Here is a 24,709-nt window from a genome sequence, read left to right as displayed (position 1 = left end):
GACGTGGCCGCGCACGGTGGTCGCGAGCACGAGAGAAGGGTCTTCGCATGAAACTGCGCATCGCAGCCGGACTCGCCGTCGCGGCTCTCGCCGTCGCGCTCACGGGCTGTACGACACCAGCAGCGGAGGAACCGCCCGCCGACACCCCGACCGCGACCGAGAGCGAGGCGCCGGCTGAGTCGTCGTCGGCCGCGCTCACCACGGCCCAGTCCTCGCTCGGCGAGATCGTCGTCGACGGTGAGGGCATGACGGTCTACATGTTCGACAACGACACCCAGGGAGCCGACGCGAGCGTCTGCGAGGGCGAGTGCGCGACCAACTGGCCCGCGGTGACCGCGGATTCCGACAGCCCAGAGGTCGAGGGGGTGACCGGCGAGGTCGGCACCATCACGGGCGTCGACGGCTCCACACAGGTCACGCTCAACGGATGGCCGCTCTACTACTTCATCGGCGACGAGGCCGCCGGCGACACGAACGGCCAGGGCGTCCAGGACGTCTGGTGGGTGCTGACACCGGCCGGCGAGAAGATCGGCGGCTGACGCACGCCCGAGCGGTCGCCCGGCGAGCGCGTCGGGCGCCGCTCAGGCGCGCGCGGGTCGGGGCGCCGCGTGCCGGCCGGCTTCCGTGTACTCACGGCGGCCGGCTGCGGCGACGGCACCGAGGCGCCGATCCAGGGAGCGGCGCTCCGCAGCGCGGACCTCCGCCTCGGTCGCGGTGAACCGGCGGTCGGTCCGGCGGGCGGCGAGGCCGCCCGCGGTGATGGCGCGTGCGAGATCCATGGTTCCGTTCGTTTCGTCGGTGCGGCGGAAATCGGCCGCGTTCTCTCCCATGCTGGTCGCGGTCGCTGCGTGGCGGATCCGGGCAGCCCCGAATGCCCCATCCGGGCGTGCACCGAGTTCAGGGTGCGTCGTCGATGCCGACCTCACGCACCGGTTCGCGTCCCGAGCACGCCTCCGGAACCCATGTCGCCGCACTCGTTTGCGCGATAAACTGAGGATCATTCGCACAGGGAGGTGCAGCATGCTCACCCTCGACGTCCTCACGGTCATCGGATTCATCGTGGCCTTCATCGGAGTGAGCGCCGCCACGGCCGACGTCACCGGTATCGAGAAGCGGCTGCGGCACCTCGACCGGGGCGACCCCGCCACGGCTGAGGCGGTGCGTCGAGCGCAGGCCGTGACCGACCTCGCACGCGGCGGGTTCTTCGGGCTCGAGACGATCGCGATCATCTGCACGCCGTCGCGCCGCAGCCTGCACCTGAGCGGCGACGAAGAGGTCGTGGAACCCGTGACCGTGCTCCCCGAGCAGCCCGCGGCAGTCGCGGCAGTCGCGGCCGCACCTCAGGGGCGGCACCTCGTCGCCAGGCGTGCGCGTCCGCGACGGCGTCTCGTGAGGGGCATCCGACGTCTGTTGACTACTCGGGCGGAGCGAACAGCCCTGGCCACCAGCCGACCGCCAACGGGTAGCCGATGAACGAGATCATGTCGAGCATCCAGTGCGCGATGACGAGCGGCATGGTGCGCCCCCAGCGCTGATAGCACCAGCCGAAGACGATCCCCATCGCGACGTTGCCGACGAACGGCCCGAAGCCCTGGTAGAGGTGGTACGTGCCGCGCAGCAGCGCGCTCGACACGATGGTCGCCCATGGGCCGACGCCGAGTTCGCGCAGCCGCGTGAACAGGTAGCCGACCACGATCACCTCTTCGGTGAGCGCCGCCTTCAGCGCCGCGAGCACGAGGATCGGGACGGTCCACCAGTGTGCGTCGAGCGGTGAGGCGACGACCGCGACGGTCCAGCCCGCGAGTCGTCCGATGGCGTAGAGGGCGATCCCGGGAATGCCGATGACGGCGACGAGCGCGAGGCCGGATGCCACGTCCCGGCCGGGTCGCGTGAAGTCGAGGCCGATGCGGCGGAACGGACTGCGACCGGGTTGCCAGAGCAGGTAGAGTGCGAGCGCCACGACGAACAGTCCGAAGAAGACATCGAGGAACTGGTAGGTGAAGTCGAGCCATTCGCGGCTCGATCGCGATTGGTTGAGCGCCGCAGACTGCTCGGCGAGCGGACGAGTATCGGTGACGCGAGCGACGATCGAGACGATCGAATAGACGGCGGCTGCCCCCAGCGAGAGCCCGAGCACGATGCCCACCTCGAGTCGCAGTCGACTGTCGGAACGCATGCCGCAATCATCGCATGGCGGGTGAGAACGCAACAATCGTGCGTATCGACGACGGAATCCGTCAGTCGCCGAGCGGCAAGGTTGCGCATCGGTAACGGTTTCCGGCTCGAGTTGGCAAGTCTCAGGAACGATTCGTATTGTCGAAGGCACTAAGCGCTCAGGCGGCCACGAACCGTCCTGCTCTCGCGCACATCTCACAGGAGGAACATTGAAGATCAAGAGATTCGGCGTTGCCGCCATTGCTCTTGCTGCCGCCGGCGCTCTTGCGCTCACTGGCTGCTCGACCGGTGAAGCGGAGCCCTCGACCCCGGCCGGTGACCCCGAGGCGATCATCACGACCAACGGCTCCGAGCCGCAGAACCCGCTGATCCCGACCAACACCACCGAGACCGGTGGCGGCAAGATCGTGACGTCGCTCTTCGCGGGCCTCGTCTCGTACGACGCCGAGGGCGCCATCGAGTTCGACATGGCTGAGTCGATCGAGTCCGAGGACTCGCAGAGCTGGACCGTCACGCTCAAGGAAGGCAAGACCTTCACCGACGGCTCGCCGGTCACCGCGAACTCGTTCGTCGACGCGTGGAACTATGGTGCGCTCTACAGCAACGCGCAGAGCGCCTCGTACTTCTTCGACAACATCGAGGGCTTCAGCTACACCGAAGACAGCGAACTCACCGGCCTCAACGTGGTCGACGACCTGACCTTCACGGTCGACCTGGTCGCGCCCGAGGCCGACTGGCCGCTGCGCCTCGGATACACGGCGTACTTCCCGCTGCCCGAGGTCGCATTCGAGGACATCGAGGCCTTCGGCGAGAACCCCGTCGGCAACGGCCCCTACATGTTCGCCGGCGAAGACGCGTGGACGCACGAAGAGAAGATCGACCTCGTGACGAACCCCGACTACGACGGTGTTCGCACGCCGGTCAACGGCGGCCTGACGATCGTCTTCTACACCTCGCAGGACACGGCGTACGCCGACCTGCAGGCGGGCAACCTCGACGTGCTCGACGCAGTGCCCGACTCGGCGCTCGCGACCTTCGAAGACGAGTTCGGCGACCGTGCGGTCAACCAGGCTGCAGCCATCTTCCAGGGCTTCAACATGCCGTACTACCTCGAGCACTGGAGCGGCGAAGAGGGCGAGCTCCGTCGTGCCGCGCTCTCGATGTCGATCAACCGCGACGAGATCACCGACGTGATCTTCCAGGGCACGCGCACCCCGGCCTCCGACTTCACGTCGCCGGTCATCGACGGCTGGTCCGACAGCCTCGCGGGTGCCGAGGTCCTCGAGTTCAACCCCGAAGAGGCGCAGAAGCTCTGGGCCGAGGCCGACGCCATCGCGCCTTACGGTGACACGGTCTTCGACCTCGCCTACAACGCCGACGGCGGCCACCAGGCCTGGGTCGACGCGGTCGTCAACAGCATCGCCAACACCCTCGGTATCGAGGCTGTCGGCAAGCCGTACCCGACCTTCGCCGCGGCGCTCGACGACCGTTCGAACGCGAAGCTGACCGGTGGCACGCGTGCCGGCTGGCAGGCCGACTACCCCTCGCTGTACAACTTCCTCGCGCCGCTGTACCGCACCGGTGCCGGGTCGAACTACGAGGGCTACTCGAGCGAAGAGTTCGAGACGCTGCTCGACGAGGGTGCCGCGGCGCCTGCCGTCGACGAGGCGACCGCCAAGTACCAGGAGGCTCAGGAAGTCCTGCTCAAGGACCTCCCCGCCATCCCGCTGTGGTACTCGAACGTGACCGGCGCTTCGGCCGAGACCGTCGACAACGTGGTGTTCGGCTGGGACTCGGTCCCGCTCTACACCGAGATCACGAAGGGCTGAGACGTAACCCGTCTGTATAATCCCTGAGGCAAGATGTCCGGGGCGGAGACGCCCCGGACATCTTGCTGATCTATGCTCGATTCTTGTGATTGCGGTTCATAATGCTCTCAGCAACAACAACTGAGGAGAGCTGATGCTCTGGTACACCGGTAAGCGTCTCCTCCAAGTCATCCCCGTGCTCCTCGGAGCAACATTCCTCATCTACTTCATGGTCTTCGCCATGCCGGGCGACCCGATCGCGGCGCTCTACGGTGACCGCCCGCCGGCGCCCGGTGTGATCGACCAGATCCGCGAGCAATACCACCTCAACGATCCGTTCATCGTTCAGTACTTCTACTACCTCATCGGCATCTTCCAGGGCGACTTCGGCGTCACCTACTCGGGTCAGTCGGTGAATGACGTCCTGGCTCGCACCTTCCCGGTGACCATTCGCCTTGCCCTGCTCGCGGTCTTCATCGAGATGGTCTTCGGCATCTTCGTCGGCCTCATCAGCGGCCTGCGCAAGGGCGGCATCTTCGACGCGACCGGCCTCGGCGTGAGCCTCGTGCTCATCTCGCTCCCGATCTTCGTCGTCGGTTTCGTCGCCCAGTACTTCCTCGCGATCCAGCTCGGCTGGTTCAGTCCGACCGTCGGGGCCGGTGCCCCGCTCGAAGACCTGATCCTGCCGGCCATCGTGCTGGCGAGCATCAGCTTCGCGCAGATCGTGCGGCTCACTCGGTCATCGGTGATCGAGACGGCCGGACTCGACTTCGTGCGCACGGCATACAGCAAGGGGCTCACGCGACGACGCATCGTCCCCGTGCACATCCTGCGCAACTCGCTGATTCCGGTCGTCACGTACCTGGGTACCGACTTCGGAACGCTGCTCGTCGGTGCAACGGTGACCGAGGGCATCTTCAACGTGCCCGGTGTCGGTCGCACGCTCTTCCAGGCGATCCTTCGCGGCGAGGGCCCCACCATCGTGTCCTTCGTCACGGTCATGGTGCTGCTCTACCTCGTCGTGAACCTGCTGGTCGACCTTCTCTACGCCGTTCTCGACCCGAGGATCCGTTATGCCTGATTCGATAGATACGACAACATCCAAGCCGCGCCCCGAGCACTTCGTCGCTCCGCTCGAAGAGACCCCGCTCGAGGCGATCGACACCATCAAGGCCGAGGGCAAGCCGTCGAACCTCTGGATCGACGCCTGGGCCGACCTGCGTCGGCGCCCCATGTTCTGGATCTCGGCGGCACTGATCCTCGTGATCGTGTTCATCGCCCTGTTCCCCGGCCTGTTCACGAGCGAGCCGCCGAACTCGAACTGCCAGCTCGCCAACAGCAACGGTGCACCCACCGAGGGGCACCCGCTCGGGTTCACCCGTCAGGGCTGCGACGTCTGGTCGCGCATCGTGCACGGCGCTTCGACGTCGCTCTCGGTCGGCATCATCGTGACGATGCTCGTGTTCACGCTCGGTGTGCTCTTCGGCGCCTTCGCGGGGTTCTACGGCGGCTGGGTCGACGGCCTGCTCTCGCGCATCGGCGACATCTTCTTCGCCATCCCCTACATCCTCGCGGCCGTGGTCATCATGTCGGTCCTCGCCGACTATCGGAACGTGTGGGTCATCTCGCTGGCGATCGGCCTCTTCGCGTGGCCGGTCACCGCTCGCGTGCTCAGATCCGAGATATTGCGGGTGAAGAACTCCGACTTCGTGACCGCGGCCACGGCGATCGGCGTCCCGCGGTTCAAGATCATGTGGGCGCACGTCGTGCCGAACTCGATCGCCCCGGTCATCGTCATCACCACGATCGCGCTGGCAGGCGCCATCGTGGCCGAGGCGACGCTCTCGTTCCTCGGCGTCGGCCTGCCTTCCACGTTCATGTCGTGGGGCAACGACATCGCGCAGGCGCAGACGACGCTGCGAACCGCACCGCAGGTGCTGCTCTACCCGTCGATCGCGCTCTCGCTCACGGTGTTCTCGTTCATCATGATGGGTGAAGTCATTCGCGACGCCCTCGACCCGAAGGCGAGGGCACAGCGATGAGCACCCCACTTCTCGAAGTCAAAGACCTCGAGGTCGCGTTCCGCACCCAGACCGGTCTGGTGCAGGCCGTTCGCGGCGTGAGCTTCTCCCTCGAGCGTGGTTCGAGCCTCGCGATCGTGGGCGAATCGGGCTCGGGCAAGTCGACGACCGCGCACGCGATCATCAACCTGCTCCCCGGCACCGGGTTCATCTCGGGCGGCCAGATCCTGCTCGACGGCCAAGACCTCACCAAGGCCAACGAACACGAGATGGAGTCGATCCGCGGTCGCAAGATCGGGTTCGTTCCGCAAGACCCGATGTCGAACCTCAACCCGGTGTGGTCGATCGGCTTCCAGGTCGAGGAGGCGATCCGTGCGAACGGCATCGCCTCCGGCAGGAAGGCGGTCAAGAAGCGCGCGATCGAGGTGCTGAAAGAGGCCGGCCTGCACGACGCCGACCGTCGGCTGAAGCAGTTCCCGCACCAGTTCTCGGGTGGTATGCGCCAGCGCGTGCTCATCGGCATGGGCCTCGCGGCGAACCCGCAACTCCTCATCGCCGATGAGCCGACCTCGGCGCTCGACGTGACTGTGCAGCGAGTCATCCTCGACCACCTCGAATCGCTCACCCGCGAACTCGGTACGACGTTGCTCTTCATCACGCACGATCTCGGCCTCGCGGCCGAGCGTGCCGAGCAGCTGCTCGTCATGTACAAGGGGCAGGTCGTCGAGGCCGGTCCGTCGGTCGAGATCCTGCAGAACCCGCAGCACCCGTACACGCAGCGACTCGTCGCCGCGGCGCCGAGCCTCGCCTCGCGTCGCATCCAGGCGTCGGGCAGCCTCGCCGCGGCCGAGACCGCGATGGCCGCCGATGCGGCGACCGCCGCGGGCGACACGATCGACCTGATCGCGACCGCGGAGCACCGCGCCGAAGTCCTCGAGGCCGCCGCGGCCCAGCCGCCGGCGATCGTCGTCGAGAACCTCACCAAGGTCTACAAGATCCGCGGTGCCGGTGAGTTCACAGCCGTCGACGATGTCTCGTTCCAGATCGCGAAGGGCACCACCACGGCGCTCGTGGGCGAGTCGGGCTCGGGCAAGTCGACGGTGGCGAAGATGCTGCTGAAGCTCGAAGACGCGACGAGCGGCAAGATCGTCGTCGGCGGCAACGACCTCGCCACGGTGAGCAGCAAAGAGATGTTCGCGCTGCGCGGCCGCATGCAGCCGGTCTTCCAAGACCCGTATGGCTCGCTCAATCCGCTGCGCAACATCGGCAACACGATCTCCGAGCCGTTGTCGACGCACAAGGTCGGCACCAAGGCGTCGCGTCGTGAGCGGGTGTTCGAACTGCTCGACCAGGTGTCGCTGCCGCGCACACTCGTCAGCCGGTACCCGAACGAGTTGTCGGGCGGCCAGCGCCAGCGCATCGCGATCGCGCGGGCGCTCGCGTTGAAGCCCGAGATCGTCATCCTCGACGAGGCGGTCTCGGCGCTCGACGTACTCGTGCAGGCGCAGATCCTGCGACTCCTCGCCGACCTGCAGGCCGAGCTCAACCTCACGTACCTCTTCATCACCCACGACCTCGCGGTCGTGCGCGTCATCGCCGACAACGTCTGCGTGATGCAGCGGGGGCGCGTGGTCGAGGCGGCCACGACCGACGAGGTGTTCGACAACCCGAAAGAGCAGTACACCCGCGACCTGCTCGCGGCCATCCCAGGCGCGAACATCCCGCTCGGGGCATAGCTCTCGGCGCCGTTGATCGGCACGCGAACGCCCGGCATCCGTCCTCTCGGATGCCGGGCGTTCGGCGTTCGCAGGCTTCTGCATGGAGCGCACGGTAGGCTATACCGGCGCGCGCCGTCGATTCGGCGTCTCGCGCTCTCCCACAGACCTTCACACAGCGCTTCCCGCGCTCCCATCGTGCCGCCCGTCGCGGCCGCCGGGGCGCTGCGCGAAGCCCACCGATCCCAGAGGACCGAACCATGGCGAACGCCACCCGCAACGACCTGCGCAATGTCGCGATCGTCGCCCACGTCGACCACGGCAAGACCACGCTCGTCGACGCGATGCTGAACCAGACGCACTCGTTCGCCGAGCACGCCCATGTCGAAGAGCGCGCCATGGACTCCAACGAGCTCGAGCGCGAGAAGGGCATCACGATCCTCGCCAAGAACACGGCGATCTCGTACAACGGCGTGCACTCGAACGGCAGCCCCGTCACGATCAACGTCATCGACACCCCCGGGCACGCGGACTTCGGCGGCGAGGTCGAGCGAGGCCTCTCGATGGTCGACGGTGTCGTGCTGCTCGTCGACGCGAGCGAGGGCCCGCTGCCGCAGACCCGGTTCGTGCTGCGCAAGGCCCTCGAGGCCCACATGCCGGTGATCCTCCTCGTGAACAAGACCGACCGTCCTGACGCGCGCATCGACGAGGTCGTCGCCGAAAGCCAGGACCTGCTGCTCGGACTCGCATCCGACCTGGCCGACGACGCTGCGTCTGCTGGAACCGATGGCGACCTCGACCTCGACGCGATCCTCGACGTGCCGGTGGTGTACGCATCGGGACGCAACGGAGCCGCGAGCCACCACAAGCCCGAGAACGGCGAGCTGCCCGACAACGACGACCTCGAGCCGCTCTTCGAGGCGATCCTGCAGCACATCCCGGCGCCGACCTACGATGACGAGCACCCCCTGCAGGCCCACGTCACGAACCTCGACGCGTCGCCGTTCCTCGGCCGCCTCGCGCTGCTGCGGGTGTTCCACGGCACCATCAAGAAGGGCCAGACCGTCGCGTGGGTCAAGCACGACGGCTCTGTGCAGAACGTGCGCGTCACCGAGCTCTTCCTCACCAAGGCCCTCGACCGGTATCCGGCTGAGAGCGCGGGCCCCGGCGACATCGCCGTGGTCGCGGGCTTCGAGGACATCATGATCGGCGACACCCTCGCCGACGCCGACGACGTGCGCCCGCTGCCGATCATCGCGGTCGACGAGCCGGCGATCTCGATGACGATCGGCACGAACACCTCGCCGCTCGTCGGCAAGGTCAAGGGCCACAAGCTCACCGCCCGCATGGTGAAGGACCGCCTCGACCGCGAGCTCGTCGGCAACGTGTCGCTCAAGGTGCTCGACATCGGCCGCCCCGACGCCTGGGAGGTGCAGGGCCGAGGCGAGCTCGCGCTCGCGATCCTCGTCGAGCAGATGCGCCGCGAGGGCTTCGAGCTCACCGTGGGCAAGCCCCAGGTGGTCACGAAGCAGGTCGACGGCAAGACGCACGAGCCCTACGAGCACCTGACGATCGACGCCCCCGAGGAGTACCTCGGTGCGATCACCCAGCTGCTCGCCGCACGCAAGGGCCGCATGGACAACATGTCGAACCACGGCACCGGGTGGGTGCGCATGGAGTTCATCGTTCCGAGCCGCGGACTCATCGGCTTCCGCACCGAGTTCATGACCACGACGCGAGGCACGGGCATCGCGAACGCGATCTCGCACGGCTACGACGCGTGGGCCGGGCAGATCGTCACCCGCAACAACGGGTCGATCGTCGCCGACCGTTCCGGCGTCGTCACCCCCTTCGCGATCATCGCCCTGCAGGAGCGCATGACCTTCTTCGTGAACCCCACCGAAGAGGTCTACGAGGGCATGGTCATCGGCGAGAACTCGCGCGCCGACGACATGGACGTGAACATCACCAAGGAGAAGAAGCTCACGAACATGCGCTCTTCGACGGCCGACACCTTCGAGTCGATGACGCCGTCACGGCAGCTCTCGCTCGAGGAATGCCTCGAATTCGCCCGTGAAGACGAGTGCGTCGAGGTCACCCCGGCGGCGGTGCGCATCCGCAAGGTCGAGCTCGACGCGACCGCCCGCGCACGCGCGACGTCGCGCCTCAAGAAGCAGGGCTGAGCGAGCCTCGAAGCGGATGTCGCGGGCCGAGCCCGCGACATCCGCTTCGGCGTTCCCGCGCCGTTGTTGGCAGAGATCGCTCTCACAGATACTCGGCGGAAATGCATGACGTACGCATGAACCTCCCAGAATGACTGCGTACGGTAGCTGAGATTGTCTCGACCTCGAGGCAATTCCTCGCCTCGAAACCCGGATCGCAGATACGTAACGCTTGATGACTTCCCCCATGCATGGCCGCCGTGCGGCCGCCCCAGCCCCTGCCCGCCCCCGACTCCAGCGCCGCCCCCGCCGCACGGTACGCCCGACGTTCTCGGCCCTCGCCATGTCGTTCGTCGCCGCGATGATGCTCGCCACGAGCGTGCCCGCACTCGCGGTCACCGCGACCGACGGCACCGAGACCGCATCCGTCTACGCGCCCGTCGGCGAAGACACCGTGAGCTACGAACCGCAGGCACTCGAGGTCAGCGAGGAGGCCGTGATCTCGACGCTCGCCGCCGAGTCGTACGACGTCGAAGCGGCCCCGCCGCCCATCGTCGTCGAGGTCCCGAGCGCAGGCTCGAGCGGCGGATCGGTCTCGATCGCCGAGGGCGCCGCCATCGTGTGGCCCGTGACCTCGCATGATCGCCGTGCCTCGGGCTTCGGTCCGCGAAGCGCTCCCTGTGGCGGCTGTTCGACGTTCCACGACGGCATCGACTTCAACCCCGGTGACGGCACCCCGGTCATGTCGATAGCCGATGGCGTCGTCGTGACCGCCACCGAGAACGGCGGCGGCCTCGGCGTGCTCGTCGAGGTGCAGCACAACATCGGCGGCGAGCTCATCACGAGCTCGTACGGGCACATGCAGTACGGCTCGCTCGCGGTGTCGGTCGGGCAGCGCGTGACCGCCGGTCAGCAGATCGGCCTCGTCGGCACGACCGGCCAATCGACCGGACCGCACCTGCACCTCGAGATGTTCGGCGCCGACGGCGTTCGCTTCGACGGGTTCGCCTGGCTCTCGGAGCGAGTCGGCTGATCGATCCGGTGGGTTGAGGAGCGAGCGAAGCGAGCGTCTCGAAACCCGCTCGCCACGCAGCGAGGGTTTCGAGACCCTGGTCTCGAGACGGGCGCTGCGCGCCTCCTCGACCCACCGCCTTCGTCGCTCCTCAACCCACTGAAGTGCTCACGACCCGGTGAACACCGGTTCGCGCTTCTCGAGGAACGCGGCGACCCCCTCGTGCATGTCGTCGGTGCGGAACGCGTCGCGGAACCCCTCGACCTCGAGTCCGCTCGCGGTCGCGGTCGGCGTGCCGGTCGCGGTGACGAGCACCCGCTTGGCGAGGCCCACAGCCGGTGCCGCGTTCTGGGCGACGAGGCCGAGCGTCTCGCGTGCACCGGCGAGCAGGGCGTCGCGGTCGGGGAACCGGCGCACGACGAGTCCGATCTCGACGGCCTCGTCGATGCCGATTCGACGCCCCGAGTAGATGAGCTCCTTCGCGCGGGCGAGCCCGATCGCACGCGGCAGTCGAACGGTGCCGCCGAACCCGGGGATGAGACCGAGCCGCACCTCGGGCTGGCCGAACCCCGAGGCATCCGTCGCGTAGATGAAGTCGCAGGCGAGTGCGAGTTCGAGGCCGCCGCCGAGCGCGAATCCGTCGACGCATGCGATGACGGGCGCCGGGAGCGCCTCGATGACGGCGGCGAGCCGATGCCCGAGCAACGCGGTCGCCTCGCCCTGCTCGGGCGTGAAGCCCGCGAGCTCGCGGATGTCGGCCCCGGCGACGAACGCGCGCCCGCCCGCGCCGACCAGGATCACGCCGCGCACGGCGGCACCCTCGGCGGCGAGGGCGCCGAATGCCTCGGCGAGGGCGGTGAGCACCGCGGGGGAGAGGGCGTTGAGGGCCTTCGGACGATCGATGATCACCGTCGCGATCGCGCCGTCGCGCTCGATGCGCACATCCGTGCTGCCCGCGGTGTCATCGGTCGTGGTCTCGGTCATCGTCGTCGATCCTCTCCATGCGACAGGGCGTCGGCACCACGCTACGGCATGGGGTCGGCTCATCCCACGTCGGTAGAATCGGAGCGGCGGCCGGCCGATGTCGCTCGATGCCGCCGCCACACTCGATGAGGGAGCCACCATGCCCACCACCGCATTCGCCCGCCGGGCCGCTGCCGCAGCAGCGCTCGCCGCCCTGACCTCGGCGCTGCTCACGGGCTGCTTCTCGAACCCCGTCGAAGACCTCGTCGACCAGGGCGTCGAAGACGCCGTCGAGGGCGCCACCGGCGGCGACGTGAGTCTCGGCGGGGATTTGCCCGCCGGCTTCCCCGAGTCCATCCCGCTCATCGAGGGCGAGGTCGGGTTCAGTGCGGGGGCGGGTGGCGAAGAGGGTTGGATCGTGATCATCAACTCGACTGCGGCCGACCCCATGGCCGACGCAGCGGCCGCGCTCGAAGGCGCCGGATTCACGAAGGACACCGAACTCTCGGGCGGTGGCGGCGGCGCGGTCGTGTACTCCGACGGTGAGCACGTCGTGCTGCTCGCCGGCGAGGGCGAGACCGTCACGTACACCGTCACCCCGCAGCCGGCGCAGCAGTGAGCGTCGCACCGAGCGCCCCGTCGTCGTCTGGCTCGTCGTCGAGCACCGCCGCCGAGGCGTCGAGCGGAACCGTCGGCGGCCGCATCGGCACCCTCCTGGTCGCCCTCGCCATCGGGGTCCTGTACGGCGCCGTCGCGACCATCGGTCACCGCGCCACACTGCGCATCGGCGAGGTGGCGATCCCGTGGGGCCTCGTCGCCGCGCTCGTGGGCGTCACGGCGCTCATCCTCGGCATCCGCCTCGTCGTGCCCGGCCGTTCGACGGCTGCCGCCGCGGCGGCGGGCGTCGTGATCGCCATCGCGCTGCTCACGCTTCCGGGTCCGGGTGGCTCGGTGCTGGTGGTCGGCGACCTCTCGGGCACCATCTGGAGCATCGCCCCCGCGCTCATCGCCGTGTTGGTGGTCGCCTGGCCCGAGCTGCCGGCCCGGCGACGCCCCGACACACCCCGTCACCCAGACACCGGCAGCCATCCAGCCGCCGACGGTCGTGCAGACGCCTAGACTGGAATCCCAGCCCTTCCGAAGGAGCGCCGAACAGCCGTGACCTATGTGATCGCCCTGCCGTGTGTCGACGTCAAAGACCGTGCCTGCATCGACGAGTGTCCGGTCGACTGCATCTACGAGGGTGAACGCTCGCTCTACATCCACCCCGACGAGTGCGTCGACTGCGGTGCCTGCGAGCCGGTCTGCCCGGTCGAGGCGATCTACTACGAAGACGACCTGCCCGAGATGTGGGCCGACTACTACAAGGCGAACGTCGAGTTCTTCGACGACATCGGCTCGCCCGGCGGCGCCGCGAAGGTCGGCGTCATCGCCAAGGACCACCCCGTCATCGCCGCACTGCCGCCGCAGGCGCACTGATCGTGGGGCGTGCGGCGCTTCCCGACTACCCGTGGGATCTCATGACGCCCTTCCGGGTGCGCGCCGCCGCGCATCCCGACGGCGTGGTCGACCTGTCGATCGGGTCGCCGGTCGACGGGACTCCGGCGATCGTGCGCGAGGCACTCGCCGCGGCCACCGATGCGCACGCATACCCGCCGACCGTCGGCACCGATGAGTTGCGGGCGGCGATCGTCGAGTGGTTCGAGCGGCGACGCGGGGTCACCGGCCTGACGCCGGAGCACGTGCTGCCCACTATCGGTTCGAAGGAACTCGTCGCCCTGCTGCCGTTCCTGCTCGGCCTCGGCGAGGGCGACGTGGTGGTGCATCCGCGTGCCGCGTACCCGAGCTACGAGATGGGTGCCGTGCTCGTGGGTGCGACCGCGATGGCTTCCGACGATCCCGCCTCCTGGCCCGCGGCGACGAAGCTCGTGTGGCTCAACAGCCCGGGCAACCCCGACGGGCGGGTGCTCACGGTCGACGAGCTCCGGGCAGCCCGCGAGCGTGCGCTCGAGCTGGGTGCCGTCATCGTCGGCGACGAGTGCTACGCCGAGCTCGGCTGGCAGGGTGAGTGGACCGACGGCCCGGTGCCGAGCCTGCTCGATCCGCGCGTCGTCGGCGACAGCCGTCGCGACACCCTCGTCATCTACTCGCTCTCGAAGCAGTCGAGCATGGCCGGGTACCGCACGGCGTTCGTCGCCGGATGCCGCACCGTGATCGCTCGGCTCACGGCGGTGCGCAAGCACGCAGGGCTCATGCTGCCGCAGCCGCTGCAGCACGCGATGATCGCGGCGCTTCGCGACGACGTGCATGTGGCCGAGCAGAAGCAGCGCTACCGCGCGCGCCGCGACCTGTTGAAGCCTGCACTCGAGGCGGCGGGGTTCCGCATCGACCACAGCGAGGCGGGGCTCTACCTCTGGGCCACCGAGGGTCGCGACGCGTGGGACTCGATCGGCCGTCTCGCCGACCTCGGCATCGTCGGCGGACCGGGCCACTTCTACGGGGTGCACTTCCCCGAGCACGTGCGGCTCTCGCTCACCGCGACCGACGAGCGCGTGCAGGCTGCGGCGTCGAGGCTGCGGGCGGCCGCGCGCCCGTAGCATCCGTCTGTGCGCCTCTCCAACGGATGGCCGATTCTCTTGGCGGATGCGACAGTGTGCCGATGGCACGTCTAGGCTGTATCTCGGGCTGCGCGCCGACCGGCGCGCCGCCAGAAGGCAGGTGACCGCGCAAGTGACGATCACAGGAGGCGCCGTGAGCGACGTCGTGAACAATGCAGAGGGGCAGAACCCCGCAGCTGCAACGCTCTCATTCCCCGGCGGGCGGGCCGAGTTCCCGATCCAGCGGTCGGTCGACGGCAACTCGAGCCTCGACCTCGGCACCTTCACCCGCCAGACCGGGCTCACCGCCCTCGACTACGGTTTCGTGAACACCGCCTCGACGCGGTCGGCCATCACCTACATCGACGGCGAACAGGGCATCCTGCGCTACCGCGGCTACCCGATCGAAGAGCTCGCCGAGCACTCGACCTTCCTCGAGGTGGCGTGGCTCCTCATCTACGGCGAGCTGCCCACCGCCGACCAGCTCGCCGAGTTCGACGAGAAGGTGCGCCGCCACACCCTCTTGCACGAAGACCTCAAGCGCTTCTTCTCAGCGCTGCCCCACACGGCGCACCCCATGTCGGTGCTCTCGAGCGCGGTCTCGGCGCTCTCGACCTACTACGAGGACTCGATCGACCCGCACGACCCCGAGCACGTCGAGCTCACCACGGTGCGCCTGCTCGCGAAGCTGCCCGTGATCGCGGCGTATGCCCACAAGAAGAGCGTGGGGCAGGCGTTCCTGTACCCCGACAACTCGCTCGACTTCGTGCCCAACTTCCTGCGGCTGAACTTCGGCAACATGGCCGAGCGCTACGTCGAAGACCCGACGCTCGCGAAGGCCCTCGACCGGCTGCTCATCCTGCACGAAGACCACGAGCAGAACGCATCGACCTCGACCGTACGTCTCGTCGGATCGACCGGAGCGAACCTCTACGCCTCGATCTCGGCCGGCATTCAGGCGCTCTCGGGCCCGCTGCACGGCGGCGCCAACGAGGCCGTGCTCGCGATGCTCGCGCGCATCCGCGACTCGGGCGAGGGCGTCGGCAAGTTCGTCGAGCGTGTGAAGAACAAGGAAGACGGCGTGAAGCTCATGGGCTTCGGGCACCGCGTCTACAAGAACTACGACCCGCGCGCGAAGATCGTCAAGCAGTCGGCGAACGAGGTGCTCGCCGGTCTCGGCGTCAGCGACCCGCTGCTCGACATCGCGCAGGAGCTCGAGCAGTTCGCGCTGCAGGACGACTACTTCAAAGAGCGCCGTCTGTACCCGAACGTCGACTTCTACACCGGAGTCATCTACAAGGCCATGGGCTTCCCGACCCGCATGTTCACGGTGCTGTTCGCCATCGGACGCCTGCCCGGCTGGATGGCGCACTGGCGCGAGATGAACCTCGATCCGGCCACCAAGATCGGCCGCCCCCAGCAGCTGTACATCGGCGAACCCGAGCGGCACTACCCCGGCATCTGAACGGGCGCGGCCTCACGGCCGGCCATCGACCTCTCGTGTTCCGGTGCCCGCTGCGGTCGCGGGTCGAGATGCACTCCGGCGAGCATGCATCGAACCGAGCCGCCCGCGAGCTCGATCGTCGGCACGTCGAGCGGCAGCAGTCGTGCACTGCGTTCGATGAGGGCGCGCTGATCTGCGGTGAGCGCATCGTGAGCGCGGCGTGAGAGCGCCAGCACGCGACCGTCGCGCGCCTCGAGCTCGACGGTGTTGCCGCAGAACTCGTCGAGTTGCGAGGTCGTGAGTGCGATGACCGCGCGACGTCCGCGACCGGCGAGCCGGTCGGCGACTTCGATGCGGCGCACGGGTGATGCGATCGCGTCGAGGCAGACCAGGGCGAACTCGGTGGCCACGGCCATCATGACGTTGGTGTGGTAGATCGGGATGCTTCGAGCGTCGGACGCGTCGAACACCATCGGTTCGTACCCGAAGTTGGTGCAGAACCGTTCGAGGGCCAACGGGTCGGCGCGGTTCGACCGCGTCGCGTACGCGATGCGGTACTCATGATCGAGCACCATGGCGCCGGTGCCCTCGAGGAACACGTCGTCGTATTCGAGCCCCGAGTAGTCGATGACGTCCTGCACCCGGTACTGCGCCTTCAGGAACTCGACGATGTCGCCGCGTCGCTCGAGCCGCCGATTCGGCGTGAACATCGGGTAGAGGGCGACGTGGCCGCCCGAGTGCGTCGAGATCCAGTTGTTGGGGAAGACGCTGTCGGGCCGGTCGTCGCGCTCGTCGTCGAAGAGGTGCACGGTGACGCCGGCCGCGTCGAGCGCGTCGGCGGCGCGGGAGACCTCGTCGAAGGCGGATGCCGCGACTCGGGCGAGGTCGAGGCCTTCGGCGTCGGTCTGGAAGCCGTTGTCGGCCAGCGTCGCCTCGTTCGGGCGGAAGCGGTGCGGCCGCACCATGACGACCGCCGACGGTGCCTGGACCGACATGGCTCAGCCCACCGGCGAGAACGCGCCGACGAGCCCGAAGAGGTCCTTCGGGTCGTCTGGGTCGGCCACGAGATCGATCTCCTGCGCGTATCCTGTGCCCACCACGCGGTCGCGCACGTAGCGCAGGGCCGAGAAGTCCTCGATCGCGAAGCCGACCGAGTCGAACACGGTCACCTGTTCGTCGCCGGTGCGGCCAGGGGCCCGCTCGGTGAGCACCTCCCAGAGTTCGGTGACCGCGAAGTCGTCGCCTCGCTGCTGGATCTCGCCCTCGATGCGGGTCTGCGGGGTGTACTCGACGAACACCGCGCTGCGGTCGAGGATCGCGGCGTCGAGTTCGGTCTTGCCGGGGCAGTCGCCGCCGATCGCGTTGAGGTGCATTCCGGGCCGCACGAGCTCGTCGGGAATGACCGTGGCACGGGCCTTGTCGGCGGTGCACGTGGTGACCACGTCGGCGCCGTCGAGGGCTTCGGCGACGCTGCCGGCGACCTCGATCGTGAAGCCGAGGGGCAGCAGGTTGCGGGCGAGCTTCGCGACGGCATCGGGGTCGACGTCGTAGACGCGCAGTCGCTCGATGCCGAGCGTCGTGCGGAAGGCGAGGGCCTGGAACTCGGCCTGGCTTCCTGCGCCGATCATCGCCATCACCCGCGAGTCGGGGCGGGCGAGTGCGCGGGCGGCGAGCGCCGACGTGGCCGCGGTGCGCAGTGCCGTGAGGATCGTCATCTCGGCGAGGAAGTTCGGGTAGCCGTTGTGCACGTCGGCGAGGACGCCGAACGCGGTCACCGTCTGGTAGCCGCGTGCCGGGTTCGACGGGTGTCCGTTGACGTACTTGAAGCCGTAGGTCTCGTGGTCGCTCGTGGGCATGAGCTCGATGACGCCGAACGGCGTGTGGCTCGCGACCCGAGGCGCCTTGTCGAACGACTCCCAGCGCCGGAAGTCGCGGTCGAGCTCGTCGACCAGGCCGGCGATCACCTGCTCGGGCCCCGAGCTCGCCACCCAGGCGGCCATGCTGCGTACATCGACGAAACTCGTCATTGCGGTCCTCTCGGTCGTGCATCGAGCCTAGATTTCGGCGATATGCAACGGCAACGCCAGAAGCGTGCACGAATCGTCGCGAAGCTGCGCAGAACGTAAAGAGCAGCTGTACGATCTGTGCATGACAGTGCTCGACGATCTCGACCGGCGGCTGCTCGCCGCGTTGCGCGAAGACGGGCGAGCGCCGGTGGCGAGCCTCGCACGCACCCTCGGCGTGGCACGGGCGACCGTGAACAGCCGCATCGATCGGCTCGTGGCATCCGGAATCATCGTCGGATTCTCGGTGCGCGTACGCGACGAGCTCGAACCGCTCGCCATCCACGCGATCTCGCTCATCGAGGTCGAAGGGCGCACGACCGACGACGTCATCTTCGGGCTGCGCGGCATGCCCGAGGTGATCGCGCTGCACACGACGAATGGCGGGTGGGACCTCGTGGCCGAGCTGCGCACCGAGAACCTCGCCGAGTTCGACCGTGTGCTCGGGCGCATCCGGTCGATCGACGGCGTCGTGAACAGCGAGACGAGCCTGCTGCTGAGCTCGGTGCTCCGGTAGTCGTCAGCCCGCGGTGAGTCGGCGGTCGCAGGCGGTCAGCCGGCCGTCAGCCGACAGGGCGCAGCTGCAGGGTGTCATTCGCGGCATCCTGCACGGCATTGATGGTGAACGGCCACGGGCGCAGCTCGCCGCGCTGCCACAACGGCGCCTGGTCGTCGTAGTGAGGGTTGAATGCGTGACCCGACGCCCCGGTGAGGTTGATCCAGCGTGATTCGTCGAGGTCGTCGAGGTCGACGATCATGCGCATCGACGGCACCCAGTCGACGCCGTAGCCGAGCGTCGCGTCCCACCCGATCGCGTTGACGATCGACGAGCCGCCGCCGAGTTCGTAGGGTCCGCGGTTGAAGAGCCACTCGATCGGCCCGATGCCCGACTCGCCGAAGCTCGCGTTGGTGAGGGTCAGCGTGTGCAACTCGCCCCAGCGCCAGCCGTCGGGGTTGTCACCCATGAGGGCGGACGCCTCGGTCCACGCGGCGGCGAGCGCCCCGGCGATCACGGCGTCGCGGCCCGTGTCGCCCGTGCTGCTGCTCCACCACTTCGAATCGGGTTCGCCGAGCAGTGTGCCGACGACCTTGTACCAGCGGTCGCCGCCCTGGGGTCGGGTGGGTTCGGGCAGCGACGCGAACATGTCGTCGAGCAGGGTGCGCCAGAAGACGGCGAAGTAGGCCGCCTCGGCGCTCTCGACGTCGGCGCGGCCGTTCCAGCCGTCGAGCAGGGCGGCGCCGCGGGCGGCGTCGCCGTCGAGGTCGAGCTCGCCGATCAGCGGCAGGAAGGTCGACGCGTTCGCGTCGGCGGTGTCGAGCTGCATCTCGGCGAGGTCGTCGGCGGACAGTTTGCCGCCGTCGGCGAGGCGCTCGCGGATGAGCCGGTCGATGCCCACGGCGCGGTAGCCGTGGTCCCAGTCCTCGGTGAGCAGCGGGCCGTCGGGGCCGGCGGCCGGGTTGTTCGCGGTCACGATGTAGCCGGCGGCGGGATTCAGCACCGAGGGCAGGTCGTCGAATGCGATGCTGTCCGACCATCCGTTCGCGCTCGTCCACCCGGGCAGGGGCACCGTGCCATCGCCCGACAGGCGCACGGGGATGTCACCGGGCGCCTGGTACCCGATGTTTCCGGAGTCGTCGGCGTAGATGAGATTCTGCGAGGGCACGTCGAAGAGCTCGGCCGCGGCGCGGAACCCGTTCCAGTCGCGCGCCCGGTTCATCGCGAAGACCGCCTGCGGCGTCGTGCCTGCCGTGAGCGCGGTCCACTGCAGCGACACCTCGTAGTCTCCGTCGGGCGAACCGGATGCCGCGGGGTAGTCGGCTGCGACGTCGCCGAAGTCGTCGCTGATGTCGGTGACGATCGGGCCGCGTGCAGTCGAGCGAACCGTGATCGTGACGGGCTCGCCGCCCGCCACCTCGATGGTCTCTTCGCGGGTGGTGAGCGGCACCTGTGCGCCGTCGAGCTCGTAGGTGTCGCCATCGACGCGTTCGATGAACAGGTCGGCGACGTCGGGGCCGAGGTTCGTGAACCCCCAGGCGATGCGGTCGTTGTGGCCGATGATGACGCCGGGCAGCCCCGAGAATGTGTAGCCCGAGACGTCGAAGGCGCAGTCGTCGCGCACCTCGGCGCAGTGCAGGCCCATCTGCGTCCAGATCGAGGGCATGGCCGGCCCGAGGTGCGGGTCGTTCGCGAGCAGCGGCTGGCCGGACTCGGTGAGCGCACCGGAGATCACCCACGAGTTCGAGCCGAGATCGCCACCCTCGGGACCGAGCAGTTCGGGCAACCCGTCGATCGCCGCGCTGAGGGAGGTGAGGGCGTCGCCGATGCCGGCGGGTGGGTCATCCGCCTCCTCGCCCGCGTCGGCGTCGAGCGGGTCGGCGGCCGGCTCGGACCCTGCGGCCCCGAGCGGCGTGATCGACGTCGCGGCGGGAGCCGCGGCGAGCGGCCCGCCGACGATCGTGGGCACCTCGCCCCACGCGAACTCGGGATGCAGGAAGTCGACCTCTTCGGGCGTCAGCGTCGTGGCGAGCAGGGCACGATCGATCTCGTCACCGAGGTTCGAGCGCAGGTCCCAGGCCATGGCCTTGAGCCACGCGATCGAGTCGATCGCCGACCACGGCTCGGGGGAGTAGCCGGGATTCTGCAGTGCGAGCACGGCGTACTCGAGCGAGAGGTCGGCGCCGCCGCGTTCGTCGAGGTACGCGTTGACGCCGTCGGCGTAGGCGTCGTAGTAGGACTTCGATGCGGGGTCGAGCAGTTCGTATTCGCGCTCGGCGATGCCGCGCCAGTCGAGGGTGCGGATGAAGGCGTCGGTGCCGACCTGCGACTCGCCGAACAGCTCGGCGAGTCGGCCTGCGGTGACATGGCGGCGGAAGTCCATCTCCCAGAAGCGGTCTTGCGCGTGCACGTAGCCCTGCGCGAAGAAGAGGTCGTGGTCGGTCTCGGCGACGAGCTGCGGAATGCCCGCGTCGTCGCGGTACACGGTCACCGACGCGGTGAGGCCCGGCACGTCCACGCGGCCGCTCGTCGTGGGGAACGAGCGCTGCACGGTCCACCACCCGACGCCCGCGGCGACCGCGGCGAGCACGAGCACGGTGACGAGCAGGCCGATCAGGAAGCTGAGCCCTCGATGCCTGCTGGTTCTGGGTGCGTCGGTACCCACGTCACTCCTTCGTGCTGCGTGATCGGAAGCACCACTGTATCCGAGGAATGGCGGGACTCCCGTCGGTCGAGTGGGCGCGCCAGCGCCGCCGGTCGAGTCGGCGCGCCAGCGCCGTATCGAGACCTGTGCTCAGGCGTGCAGCGCGGCGTTCAGGGTCACGCCTTCGCCCGAGCGCGACAACGCCTCGACCTGGCCGTTCAGCGAGTTGCGCCGGAACAACAGGTTCGGCACCCCGGAGAGCACGACGGCCTTGACGGTGCTCGGCCGTTCGCCCTTGCCGCCGAGCAGCACGATCTTGGTGCCGGCGGTGACGTAGAGGCCCGCCTCGACGACCGAGTCGTCGCCGATCGAGATGCCGATGCCCGAGTTCGCGCCGAGCAGCGCGCGCTCGCCGATCTCGATGCGCTGGGTGCCGCCGCCCGAGAGCGTGCCCATGATCGACGCGCCGCCGCCGATGTCGCTGCCGTCGCCCACGACGACGCCCTGCGAGATGCGCCCCTCGACCATCGAGGTGCCGAGGGTGCCGGCGTTGAAGTTCACGAAGCCCTCGTGCATGACGGTCGTGCCGGGTGCGAGGTGCGCGCCGAGGCGCACTCGGGCGGCGTCGGCGATGCGCACGCGGTCGGGCGTGACGTAGTCGAGCAGCCGCGGGAACTTGTCGAGCCCCTCGGCGTGGATTCCGGCGCGCTGCAGCGCCGGCCGCAGACGGGTGAAGTCGTCGGGATGCACCGGCCCTGCGTTCGTCCACACGACCGAGGGAAGGTGCGCGAAGATGCCATCGAGGTTGATCGTGTTCGGGCGCACGACGAGGTGCGACAGCAGGTGCAGGCGCAGGTACGCGTCGGCCGTGCCCGCGGGCGCGGCGTCGAGGTCGATCGTGAGATCGACGGCTTCGACGGTGACGTTGCGTCGCTCGTCGGACCCTACGAGGGCGAGATGCTCTGGTGCGAGAGCGGATGCCTCGCCGCCGCTTTCGACCACCAGGCCGGGGTTCGGGAACCACGCGTCGAGCACTATGCCGTCGGCCGCGACGGTCGCGAGACCGGCGCCGTGGGCAGTGCGGACAGGAGCGGTGGCGGCATCGTTCGCGGGCATGCTTCAAGCGTAGCGAGGCGGCTCGGGCGTGTGACGCTGGGAGGCACCTGGGGTGGGTGCAGCGCGTGCCTAGCCGGCCACCGTGCTCTGCTCGTCGGGCGCGAGCCGGGTGGGGGCGTCGATCCGGGCACGCCTGAAGGTCTCAGATCCCGGGGCGGCGCTCCGCGTGGAGCCGCCACCTTCGGTGAGCGTGTCGGTGTACCACCGGCGCAATGCGATCGGCCCGTCTCGCCGGAAGACCTCGACCTGTCGTTGCGCACCGGTGCCGCGTGCGCGGATGCGTGCGAGCGACTCGGTGACGAACGCGAGATCGTCGTGCCCGACGAGAGCAGAGCCGATGTAGTCGACGAGCGCGTCGGCAACCGACCACGCCGTCGCGGGATCGCCCGTGAAGGGGTCGGCGAGATCGGCGGCCATGCCGTTGCGTGCCGCCAGCCAGAGCGAGCCGTCGAGGATCTCCTGCGGAAGGCGAGTGAGCGGTGGGGTCTCGAGGACGGTCGCGACGATGGAACGCGTGAGCACCGCCGCCAGCAGCGACTCCGCCGCGGTCAGCTGCGCGTCGAAGACGCGCACTTCGATCGTGGGGAACCGCTCGGACAGTCTCGCGGCCCAGCCGAGCGCCTGCAGGTCGGTGATGGCGCCCGTCGCGACCAGGGCACGCGAGCGAGCGGCGTAGTCCTCAGCGTCGGCGAACTGCGGAGGGCATCCCATCGTCGGCAGTCGCCGCAGGATCAGCGTGCGCCAGCTCGCGAACCCGGTGTCATGACCGCGCCAGAACGGAGCGTTCCCGGTGAGGGCCAGCAGGCACGGCAACCAGAGTCGCACCCCGTTGAGCGCACGCACGCCGGCTTCGCGGTCTTCGACCTCGACGTGCACATGGAGCCCGTTCACCTGGTGGTCGATCACGAGGCCGCCGAAGTTGCGGGCGATGCGCCGGTAGCGCTCCTTCTCGGTGACCATCGTCGACGAGTCGCACGCATCGAACGGCGTCCCGCTGCCGACCGCGACGACATCGAGGTCCTGCGCGATCGAGGCGAGCTCCCTTCTGAACCCGTGCAGCTCGGCGGCGGCGCGCCGCAGATGCCGGTGGATCGAGGTCGCGTATTCGACCTGGGCGGCCAGGAACTCACCCGTGACGCGCTCACCATACGCGCCGTCGCGCAGCGTGCGCAGCATGCGCTCGCCCAGCGCCACCGGAGCCAGCCGGTGGCGATCGAGGACCATGAACTCCTCTTCGATGCCGAAGCGCCTCATGCGCCGCAACCCCTCGCCAACGTGATCACGCCGTGCCGACGTGATCTGTCCCATCCAGTGTGCGGCCGCGGCGTCGGTGGCGGAAGGGGTTGACTGCCACATGGCACGCCCGATCAACGCCCATAGACTTGGGGGATGCCCGCCGAGACTCCGACCTCGCTCGACCTGTCCGCCGACTCCGTCGCGCTCACACGGGCGATCTGCGACGTGCCGAGCGTCTCAGGTGACGAGACGACCCTGGCCGACCTCGTCGAGTCGGCACTCGGCGGGGCATCCCATCTCGAGATCATCCGCGACGGCGACACGGTCGTCGCGCGCACGAACCTCGGCCGCGACCGCCGGGTCGTGATCGCCGGGCACCTCGACACGGTGCCGATCAACGCGAACCTGCCGACCCGCTTCGAGACCGTCGACGGCGTCGACTACCTCTGGGGGCGCGGCACCGTCGACATGAAGGCCGGTGTCGCCGTGCAACTGAAACTCGCAGCCGAGCTCACCGAACCCATCGTCGACCTCACATGGATGTGGTACGACCACGAAGAGGTCGCCGCAGGGCTCAACGGCCTCGGGCGGCTCGCGGGCAACCGCCCCGACCTGTTCGAGGGCGATTTCGCCATTCTCGGCGAACCGTCGAACGGGCAGGTCGAGGGCGGGTGCAACGGCACCCTGCGCGCCGAGGTGCGCGCCGCCGGGCTGCGGGCGCATTCGGCGCGCAGCTGGGTCGGCGAGAACGCGATCCACAAGCTCGCGCCTGCGCTCACCCGCCTCGTCGAGTACGAGGCTGAGACCGTCGACGTCGACGGGCTCGCCTACCGCGAGGGACTGAACGCCGTGGTCGTGCGGGGCGGTGTCGCGGGCAACGTCATCCCCGACGAGGCCGTGCTCGACGTGAACTACCGATTCGCTCCGAGCCGCAGCCTGGCCGAGGCATCCGAGTTCGTGCGCGAGTTCTTCGACGGCTTCGAGGTGACCGTGGTCGATGGTGCCGAGGGAGCCCGGCCCGGACTCGACGCGCCGCTCGCGCAGCAGTTCGTGCGTGCGGTCGGCGCCGAGGCCCGACCCAAGTACGGGTGGACCGACGTCGCGCGGTTCAGTGCCCTCGGCGTGCCCGCCGTGAACTTCGGCCCCGGAGATCCGCTGAAGGCGCACGCCGACGACGAACGCGTCGCCCTCGACCAGATCCGCTCGACCGAGCACGCCCTGCGGGCGTGGCTCACGGGTGCGGCGCACTGACCGGTC

General features: G+C 68.8%; 23 protein-coding genes. 15 read left to right on the top strand and 8 right to left on the bottom strand.

What is annotated here, in order from left to right; all coding sequences use genetic code 11:
- Positions 1–47 precede the first annotated feature (47 nt).
- Positions 48–539 carry a COG4315 family predicted lipoprotein gene (locus LSF15_RS12375; RefSeq protein WP_232498837.1) on the top strand — a complete coding sequence of 164 codons (492 nt, stop codon included), beginning with the start codon at positions 48–50 and terminating at the stop codon, positions 537–539.
- 42 nt (positions 540–581) lie between these two features.
- On the opposite strand, the gene LSF15_RS12370 is transcribed toward LSF15_RS12375, so the two are convergent.
- Positions 582–779 (bottom strand): hypothetical protein, encoded by a 198-nt coding sequence (locus LSF15_RS12370; RefSeq protein WP_232498836.1) that lies wholly within the window; start codon positions 777–779, stop codon positions 582–584.
- A 241-nt stretch (positions 780–1,020) separates the two neighbouring features.
- Between LSF15_RS12370 and LSF15_RS12365 the strand changes: the two genes are divergently transcribed.
- Positions 1,021–1,473, top strand: coding sequence for a hypothetical protein (locus tag LSF15_RS12365; protein ID WP_232498835.1), 453 nt, complete (start codon positions 1,021–1,023; stop codon positions 1,471–1,473).
- Here LSF15_RS12365 and LSF15_RS12360 read toward each other — a convergent pair.
- Positions 1,415–2,176, bottom strand: coding sequence for a CPBP family intramembrane glutamic endopeptidase (locus tag LSF15_RS12360; protein WP_232498834.1), 762 nt, complete (start codon positions 2,174–2,176; stop codon positions 1,415–1,417). The two genes, LSF15_RS12365 and LSF15_RS12360, sit on opposite strands and share 59 nt — an antisense overlap.
- Before the next feature lie 208 nt (positions 2,177–2,384).
- Here LSF15_RS12360 and LSF15_RS12355 point away from each other — a divergent pair, with 208 nt between their 5' ends.
- The 6 genes from LSF15_RS12355 to LSF15_RS12330 all read left to right on the top strand — a co-directional run bounded on the left by LSF15_RS12355 (position 2,385) and on the right by LSF15_RS12330 (position 10,914).
- Complete coding sequence (locus LSF15_RS12355; RefSeq protein ID WP_232498833.1) at positions 2,385–4,004, top strand: peptide ABC transporter substrate-binding protein; 1,620 nt, start codon at positions 2,385–2,387, stop codon at positions 4,002–4,004.
- Between the two features lie 133 nt (positions 4,005–4,137).
- Positions 4,138–5,064 carry an ABC transporter permease gene (locus LSF15_RS12350; RefSeq protein WP_232498832.1) on the top strand — a complete coding sequence of 309 codons (927 nt, stop codon included), beginning with the start codon at positions 4,138–4,140 and terminating at the stop codon, positions 5,062–5,064.
- Positions 5,057–6,025: an ABC transporter permease gene (locus tag LSF15_RS12345; RefSeq protein WP_232498831.1), complete on the top strand. Its 969-nt coding sequence runs from the start codon at positions 5,057–5,059 to the stop codon at positions 6,023–6,025. The genes LSF15_RS12350 and LSF15_RS12345 overlap by 8 nt, the downstream gene beginning before the upstream one ends.
- Positions 6,022–7,740 carry a dipeptide ABC transporter ATP-binding protein gene (locus LSF15_RS12340; RefSeq protein ID WP_232498830.1) on the top strand — a complete coding sequence of 573 codons (1,719 nt, stop codon included), beginning with the start codon at positions 6,022–6,024 and terminating at the stop codon, positions 7,738–7,740. The genes LSF15_RS12345 and LSF15_RS12340 overlap by 4 nt, the downstream gene beginning before the upstream one ends.
- A 239-nt stretch (positions 7,741–7,979) precedes the next feature.
- Entirely contained in the window at positions 7,980–9,902 is a 1,923-nt protein-coding gene (typA, locus tag LSF15_RS12335) for a translational GTPase TypA (protein WP_232498829.1), read from the top strand.
- A 214-nt stretch (positions 9,903–10,116) separates the two neighbouring features.
- The gene (locus LSF15_RS12330) at positions 10,117–10,914 is read left to right on the top strand and encodes a M23 family metallopeptidase (protein WP_232498828.1); all 798 of its coding nucleotides are present in this window, start codon (positions 10,117–10,119) and stop codon (positions 10,912–10,914) included.
- A 147-nt stretch (positions 10,915–11,061) separates the two neighbouring features.
- Here LSF15_RS12330 and LSF15_RS12325 read toward each other — a convergent pair whose 3' ends face one another.
- Positions 11,062–11,877: an enoyl-CoA hydratase/isomerase family protein gene (locus tag LSF15_RS12325; RefSeq protein WP_232498827.1), complete on the bottom strand. Its 816-nt coding sequence runs from the start codon at positions 11,875–11,877 to the stop codon at positions 11,062–11,064.
- 139 nt (positions 11,878–12,016) lie between these two features.
- Between LSF15_RS12325 and LSF15_RS12320 the strand changes: the two genes are divergently transcribed.
- The 5 genes from LSF15_RS12320 to LSF15_RS12300 all read left to right on the top strand — a co-directional run bounded on the left by LSF15_RS12320 (position 12,017) and on the right by LSF15_RS12300 (position 15,918).
- On the top strand, positions 12,017–12,475 hold the full coding sequence (locus LSF15_RS12320; RefSeq protein WP_232498826.1) for a hypothetical protein: 459 nt from the start codon (positions 12,017–12,019) through the stop codon (positions 12,473–12,475).
- Positions 12,472–12,975, top strand: coding sequence for a hypothetical protein (locus LSF15_RS12315; RefSeq protein WP_232498825.1), 504 nt, complete (start codon positions 12,472–12,474; stop codon positions 12,973–12,975). The genes LSF15_RS12320 and LSF15_RS12315 overlap by 4 nt, the downstream gene beginning before the upstream one ends.
- A gap of 39 nt (positions 12,976–13,014) precedes the next feature.
- On the top strand, positions 13,015–13,335 hold the full coding sequence (gene fdxA, locus LSF15_RS12310; RefSeq protein ID WP_231047122.1) for a ferredoxin: 321 nt from the start codon (positions 13,015–13,017) through the stop codon (positions 13,333–13,335).
- 2 nt (positions 13,336–13,337) lie between these two features.
- Complete coding sequence (gene dapC / locus LSF15_RS12305; RefSeq protein ID WP_308188473.1) at positions 13,338–14,453, top strand: succinyldiaminopimelate transaminase; 1,116 nt, start codon at positions 13,338–13,340, stop codon at positions 14,451–14,453.
- 166 nt (positions 14,454–14,619) lie between these two features.
- Positions 14,620–15,918, top strand: a complete 1,299-nt coding sequence (locus tag LSF15_RS12300; protein ID WP_232498883.1) for a citrate synthase — start codon at positions 14,620–14,622, stop codon at positions 15,916–15,918.
- Here LSF15_RS12300 and ctlX read toward each other — a convergent pair.
- Positions 15,903–16,892 carry a citrulline utilization hydrolase CtlX gene (gene ctlX / locus LSF15_RS12295; RefSeq protein WP_232498824.1) on the bottom strand — a complete coding sequence of 330 codons (990 nt, stop codon included), beginning with the start codon at positions 16,890–16,892 and terminating at the stop codon, positions 15,903–15,905. The two genes, LSF15_RS12300 and ctlX, sit on opposite strands and share 16 nt — an antisense overlap.
- 3 nt (positions 16,893–16,895) lie before the next feature.
- Complete coding sequence (gene ocd / locus LSF15_RS12290; protein WP_269756405.1) at positions 16,896–17,924, bottom strand: ornithine cyclodeaminase; 1,029 nt, start codon at positions 17,922–17,924, stop codon at positions 16,896–16,898.
- A 121-nt stretch (positions 17,925–18,045) separates the two neighbouring features.
- Between ocd and LSF15_RS12285 the strand changes: the two genes are divergently transcribed.
- Complete coding sequence (locus LSF15_RS12285) at positions 18,046–18,477, top strand: Lrp/AsnC family transcriptional regulator (RefSeq protein ID WP_232498823.1); 432 nt, start codon at positions 18,046–18,048, stop codon at positions 18,475–18,477.
- A 46-nt stretch (positions 18,478–18,523) separates the two neighbouring features.
- Here the strand turns inward: LSF15_RS12285 and LSF15_RS12280 are convergent, their stop codons facing one another.
- The 3 genes from LSF15_RS12280 to LSF15_RS12270 all read right to left on the bottom strand — a co-directional run bounded on the left by LSF15_RS12280 (position 18,524) and on the right by LSF15_RS12270 (position 23,470).
- Positions 18,524–21,121 (bottom strand): penicillin acylase family protein, encoded by a 2,598-nt coding sequence (locus LSF15_RS12280; protein ID WP_232498822.1) that lies wholly within the window; start codon positions 21,119–21,121, stop codon positions 18,524–18,526.
- Between the two features lie 129 nt (positions 21,122–21,250).
- Positions 21,251–22,216, bottom strand: a complete 966-nt coding sequence (dapD, locus tag LSF15_RS12275) for a 2,3,4,5-tetrahydropyridine-2,6-dicarboxylate N-succinyltransferase (RefSeq protein ID WP_232498821.1) — start codon at positions 22,214–22,216, stop codon at positions 21,251–21,253.
- A gap of 69 nt (positions 22,217–22,285) precedes the next feature.
- Positions 22,286–23,470, bottom strand: coding sequence for a carboxylate-amine ligase (locus LSF15_RS12270; RefSeq protein WP_232498820.1), 1,185 nt, complete (start codon positions 23,468–23,470; stop codon positions 22,286–22,288).
- A gap of 135 nt (positions 23,471–23,605) precedes the next feature.
- Here LSF15_RS12270 and dapE point away from each other — a divergent pair, with 135 nt between their 5' ends.
- Positions 23,606–24,703, top strand: coding sequence for a succinyl-diaminopimelate desuccinylase (dapE, locus tag LSF15_RS12265; protein ID WP_232498819.1), 1,098 nt, complete (start codon positions 23,606–23,608; stop codon positions 24,701–24,703).
- Positions 24,704–24,709 lie beyond the last annotated feature (6 nt).

The organism is Agromyces humatus (assembly GCF_021228295.1).
GTDB lineage: Bacteria > Actinomycetota > Actinomycetes > Actinomycetales > Microbacteriaceae > Agromyces > Agromyces humatus.
This window is presented reverse-complemented; position numbering and strand designations above follow the sequence as displayed.

Bases quoted from the DNA above. Each gene is read 5' to 3' on its own strand.
- LSF15_RS12325 (WP_232498827.1), bottom strand. From the start codon at position 11,877: ATGACCGAGACCACGACCGATGACACCGCGGGCAGCACGGATGTGCGC.
- LSF15_RS12350 (WP_232498832.1), top strand. From the start codon at position 4,138: ATGCTCTGGTACACCGGTAAGCGTCTCCTCCAAGTCATCCCCGTGCTC.
- LSF15_RS12375 (WP_232498837.1), top strand. From the start codon at position 48: ATGAAACTGCGCATCGCAGCCGGACTCGCCGTCGCGGCTCTCGCCGTC.
- LSF15_RS12285 (WP_232498823.1), top strand. From the start codon at position 18,046: ATGACAGTGCTCGACGATCTCGACCGGCGGCTGCTCGCCGCGTTGCGC.
- ctlX (WP_232498824.1), bottom strand. From the start codon at position 16,892: ATGTCGGTCCAGGCACCGTCGGCGGTCGTCATGGTGCGGCCGCACCGC.
- ocd (WP_269756405.1), bottom strand. From the start codon at position 17,924: ATGACGAGTTTCGTCGATGTACGCAGCATGGCCGCCTGGGTGGCGAGC.
- dapD (WP_232498821.1), bottom strand. From the start codon at position 22,216: ATGCCCGCGAACGATGCCGCCACCGCTCCTGTCCGCACTGCCCACGGC.
- typA (WP_232498829.1), top strand. From the start codon at position 7,980: ATGGCGAACGCCACCCGCAACGACCTGCGCAATGTCGCGATCGTCGCC.
- LSF15_RS12320 (WP_232498826.1), top strand. From the start codon at position 12,017: ATGCCCACCACCGCATTCGCCCGCCGGGCCGCTGCCGCAGCAGCGCTC.
- LSF15_RS12270 (WP_232498820.1), bottom strand. From the start codon at position 23,470: ATGAGGCGCTTCGGCATCGAAGAGGAGTTCATGGTCCTCGATCGCCAC.
- LSF15_RS12365 (WP_232498835.1), top strand. From the start codon at position 1,021: ATGCTCACCCTCGACGTCCTCACGGTCATCGGATTCATCGTGGCCTTC.
- LSF15_RS12370 (WP_232498836.1), bottom strand. From the start codon at position 779: ATGGATCTCGCACGCGCCATCACCGCGGGCGGCCTCGCCGCCCGCCGG.
- dapE (WP_232498819.1), top strand. From the start codon at position 23,606: ATGCCCGCCGAGACTCCGACCTCGCTCGACCTGTCCGCCGACTCCGTC.
- LSF15_RS12330 (WP_232498828.1), top strand. From the start codon at position 10,117: ATGACTTCCCCCATGCATGGCCGCCGTGCGGCCGCCCCAGCCCCTGCC.
- LSF15_RS12340 (WP_232498830.1), top strand. From the start codon at position 6,022: ATGAGCACCCCACTTCTCGAAGTCAAAGACCTCGAGGTCGCGTTCCGC.
- LSF15_RS12360 (WP_232498834.1), bottom strand. From the start codon at position 2,176: ATGCGTTCCGACAGTCGACTGCGACTCGAGGTGGGCATCGTGCTCGGG.
- LSF15_RS12345 (WP_232498831.1), top strand. From the start codon at position 5,057: ATGCCTGATTCGATAGATACGACAACATCCAAGCCGCGCCCCGAGCAC.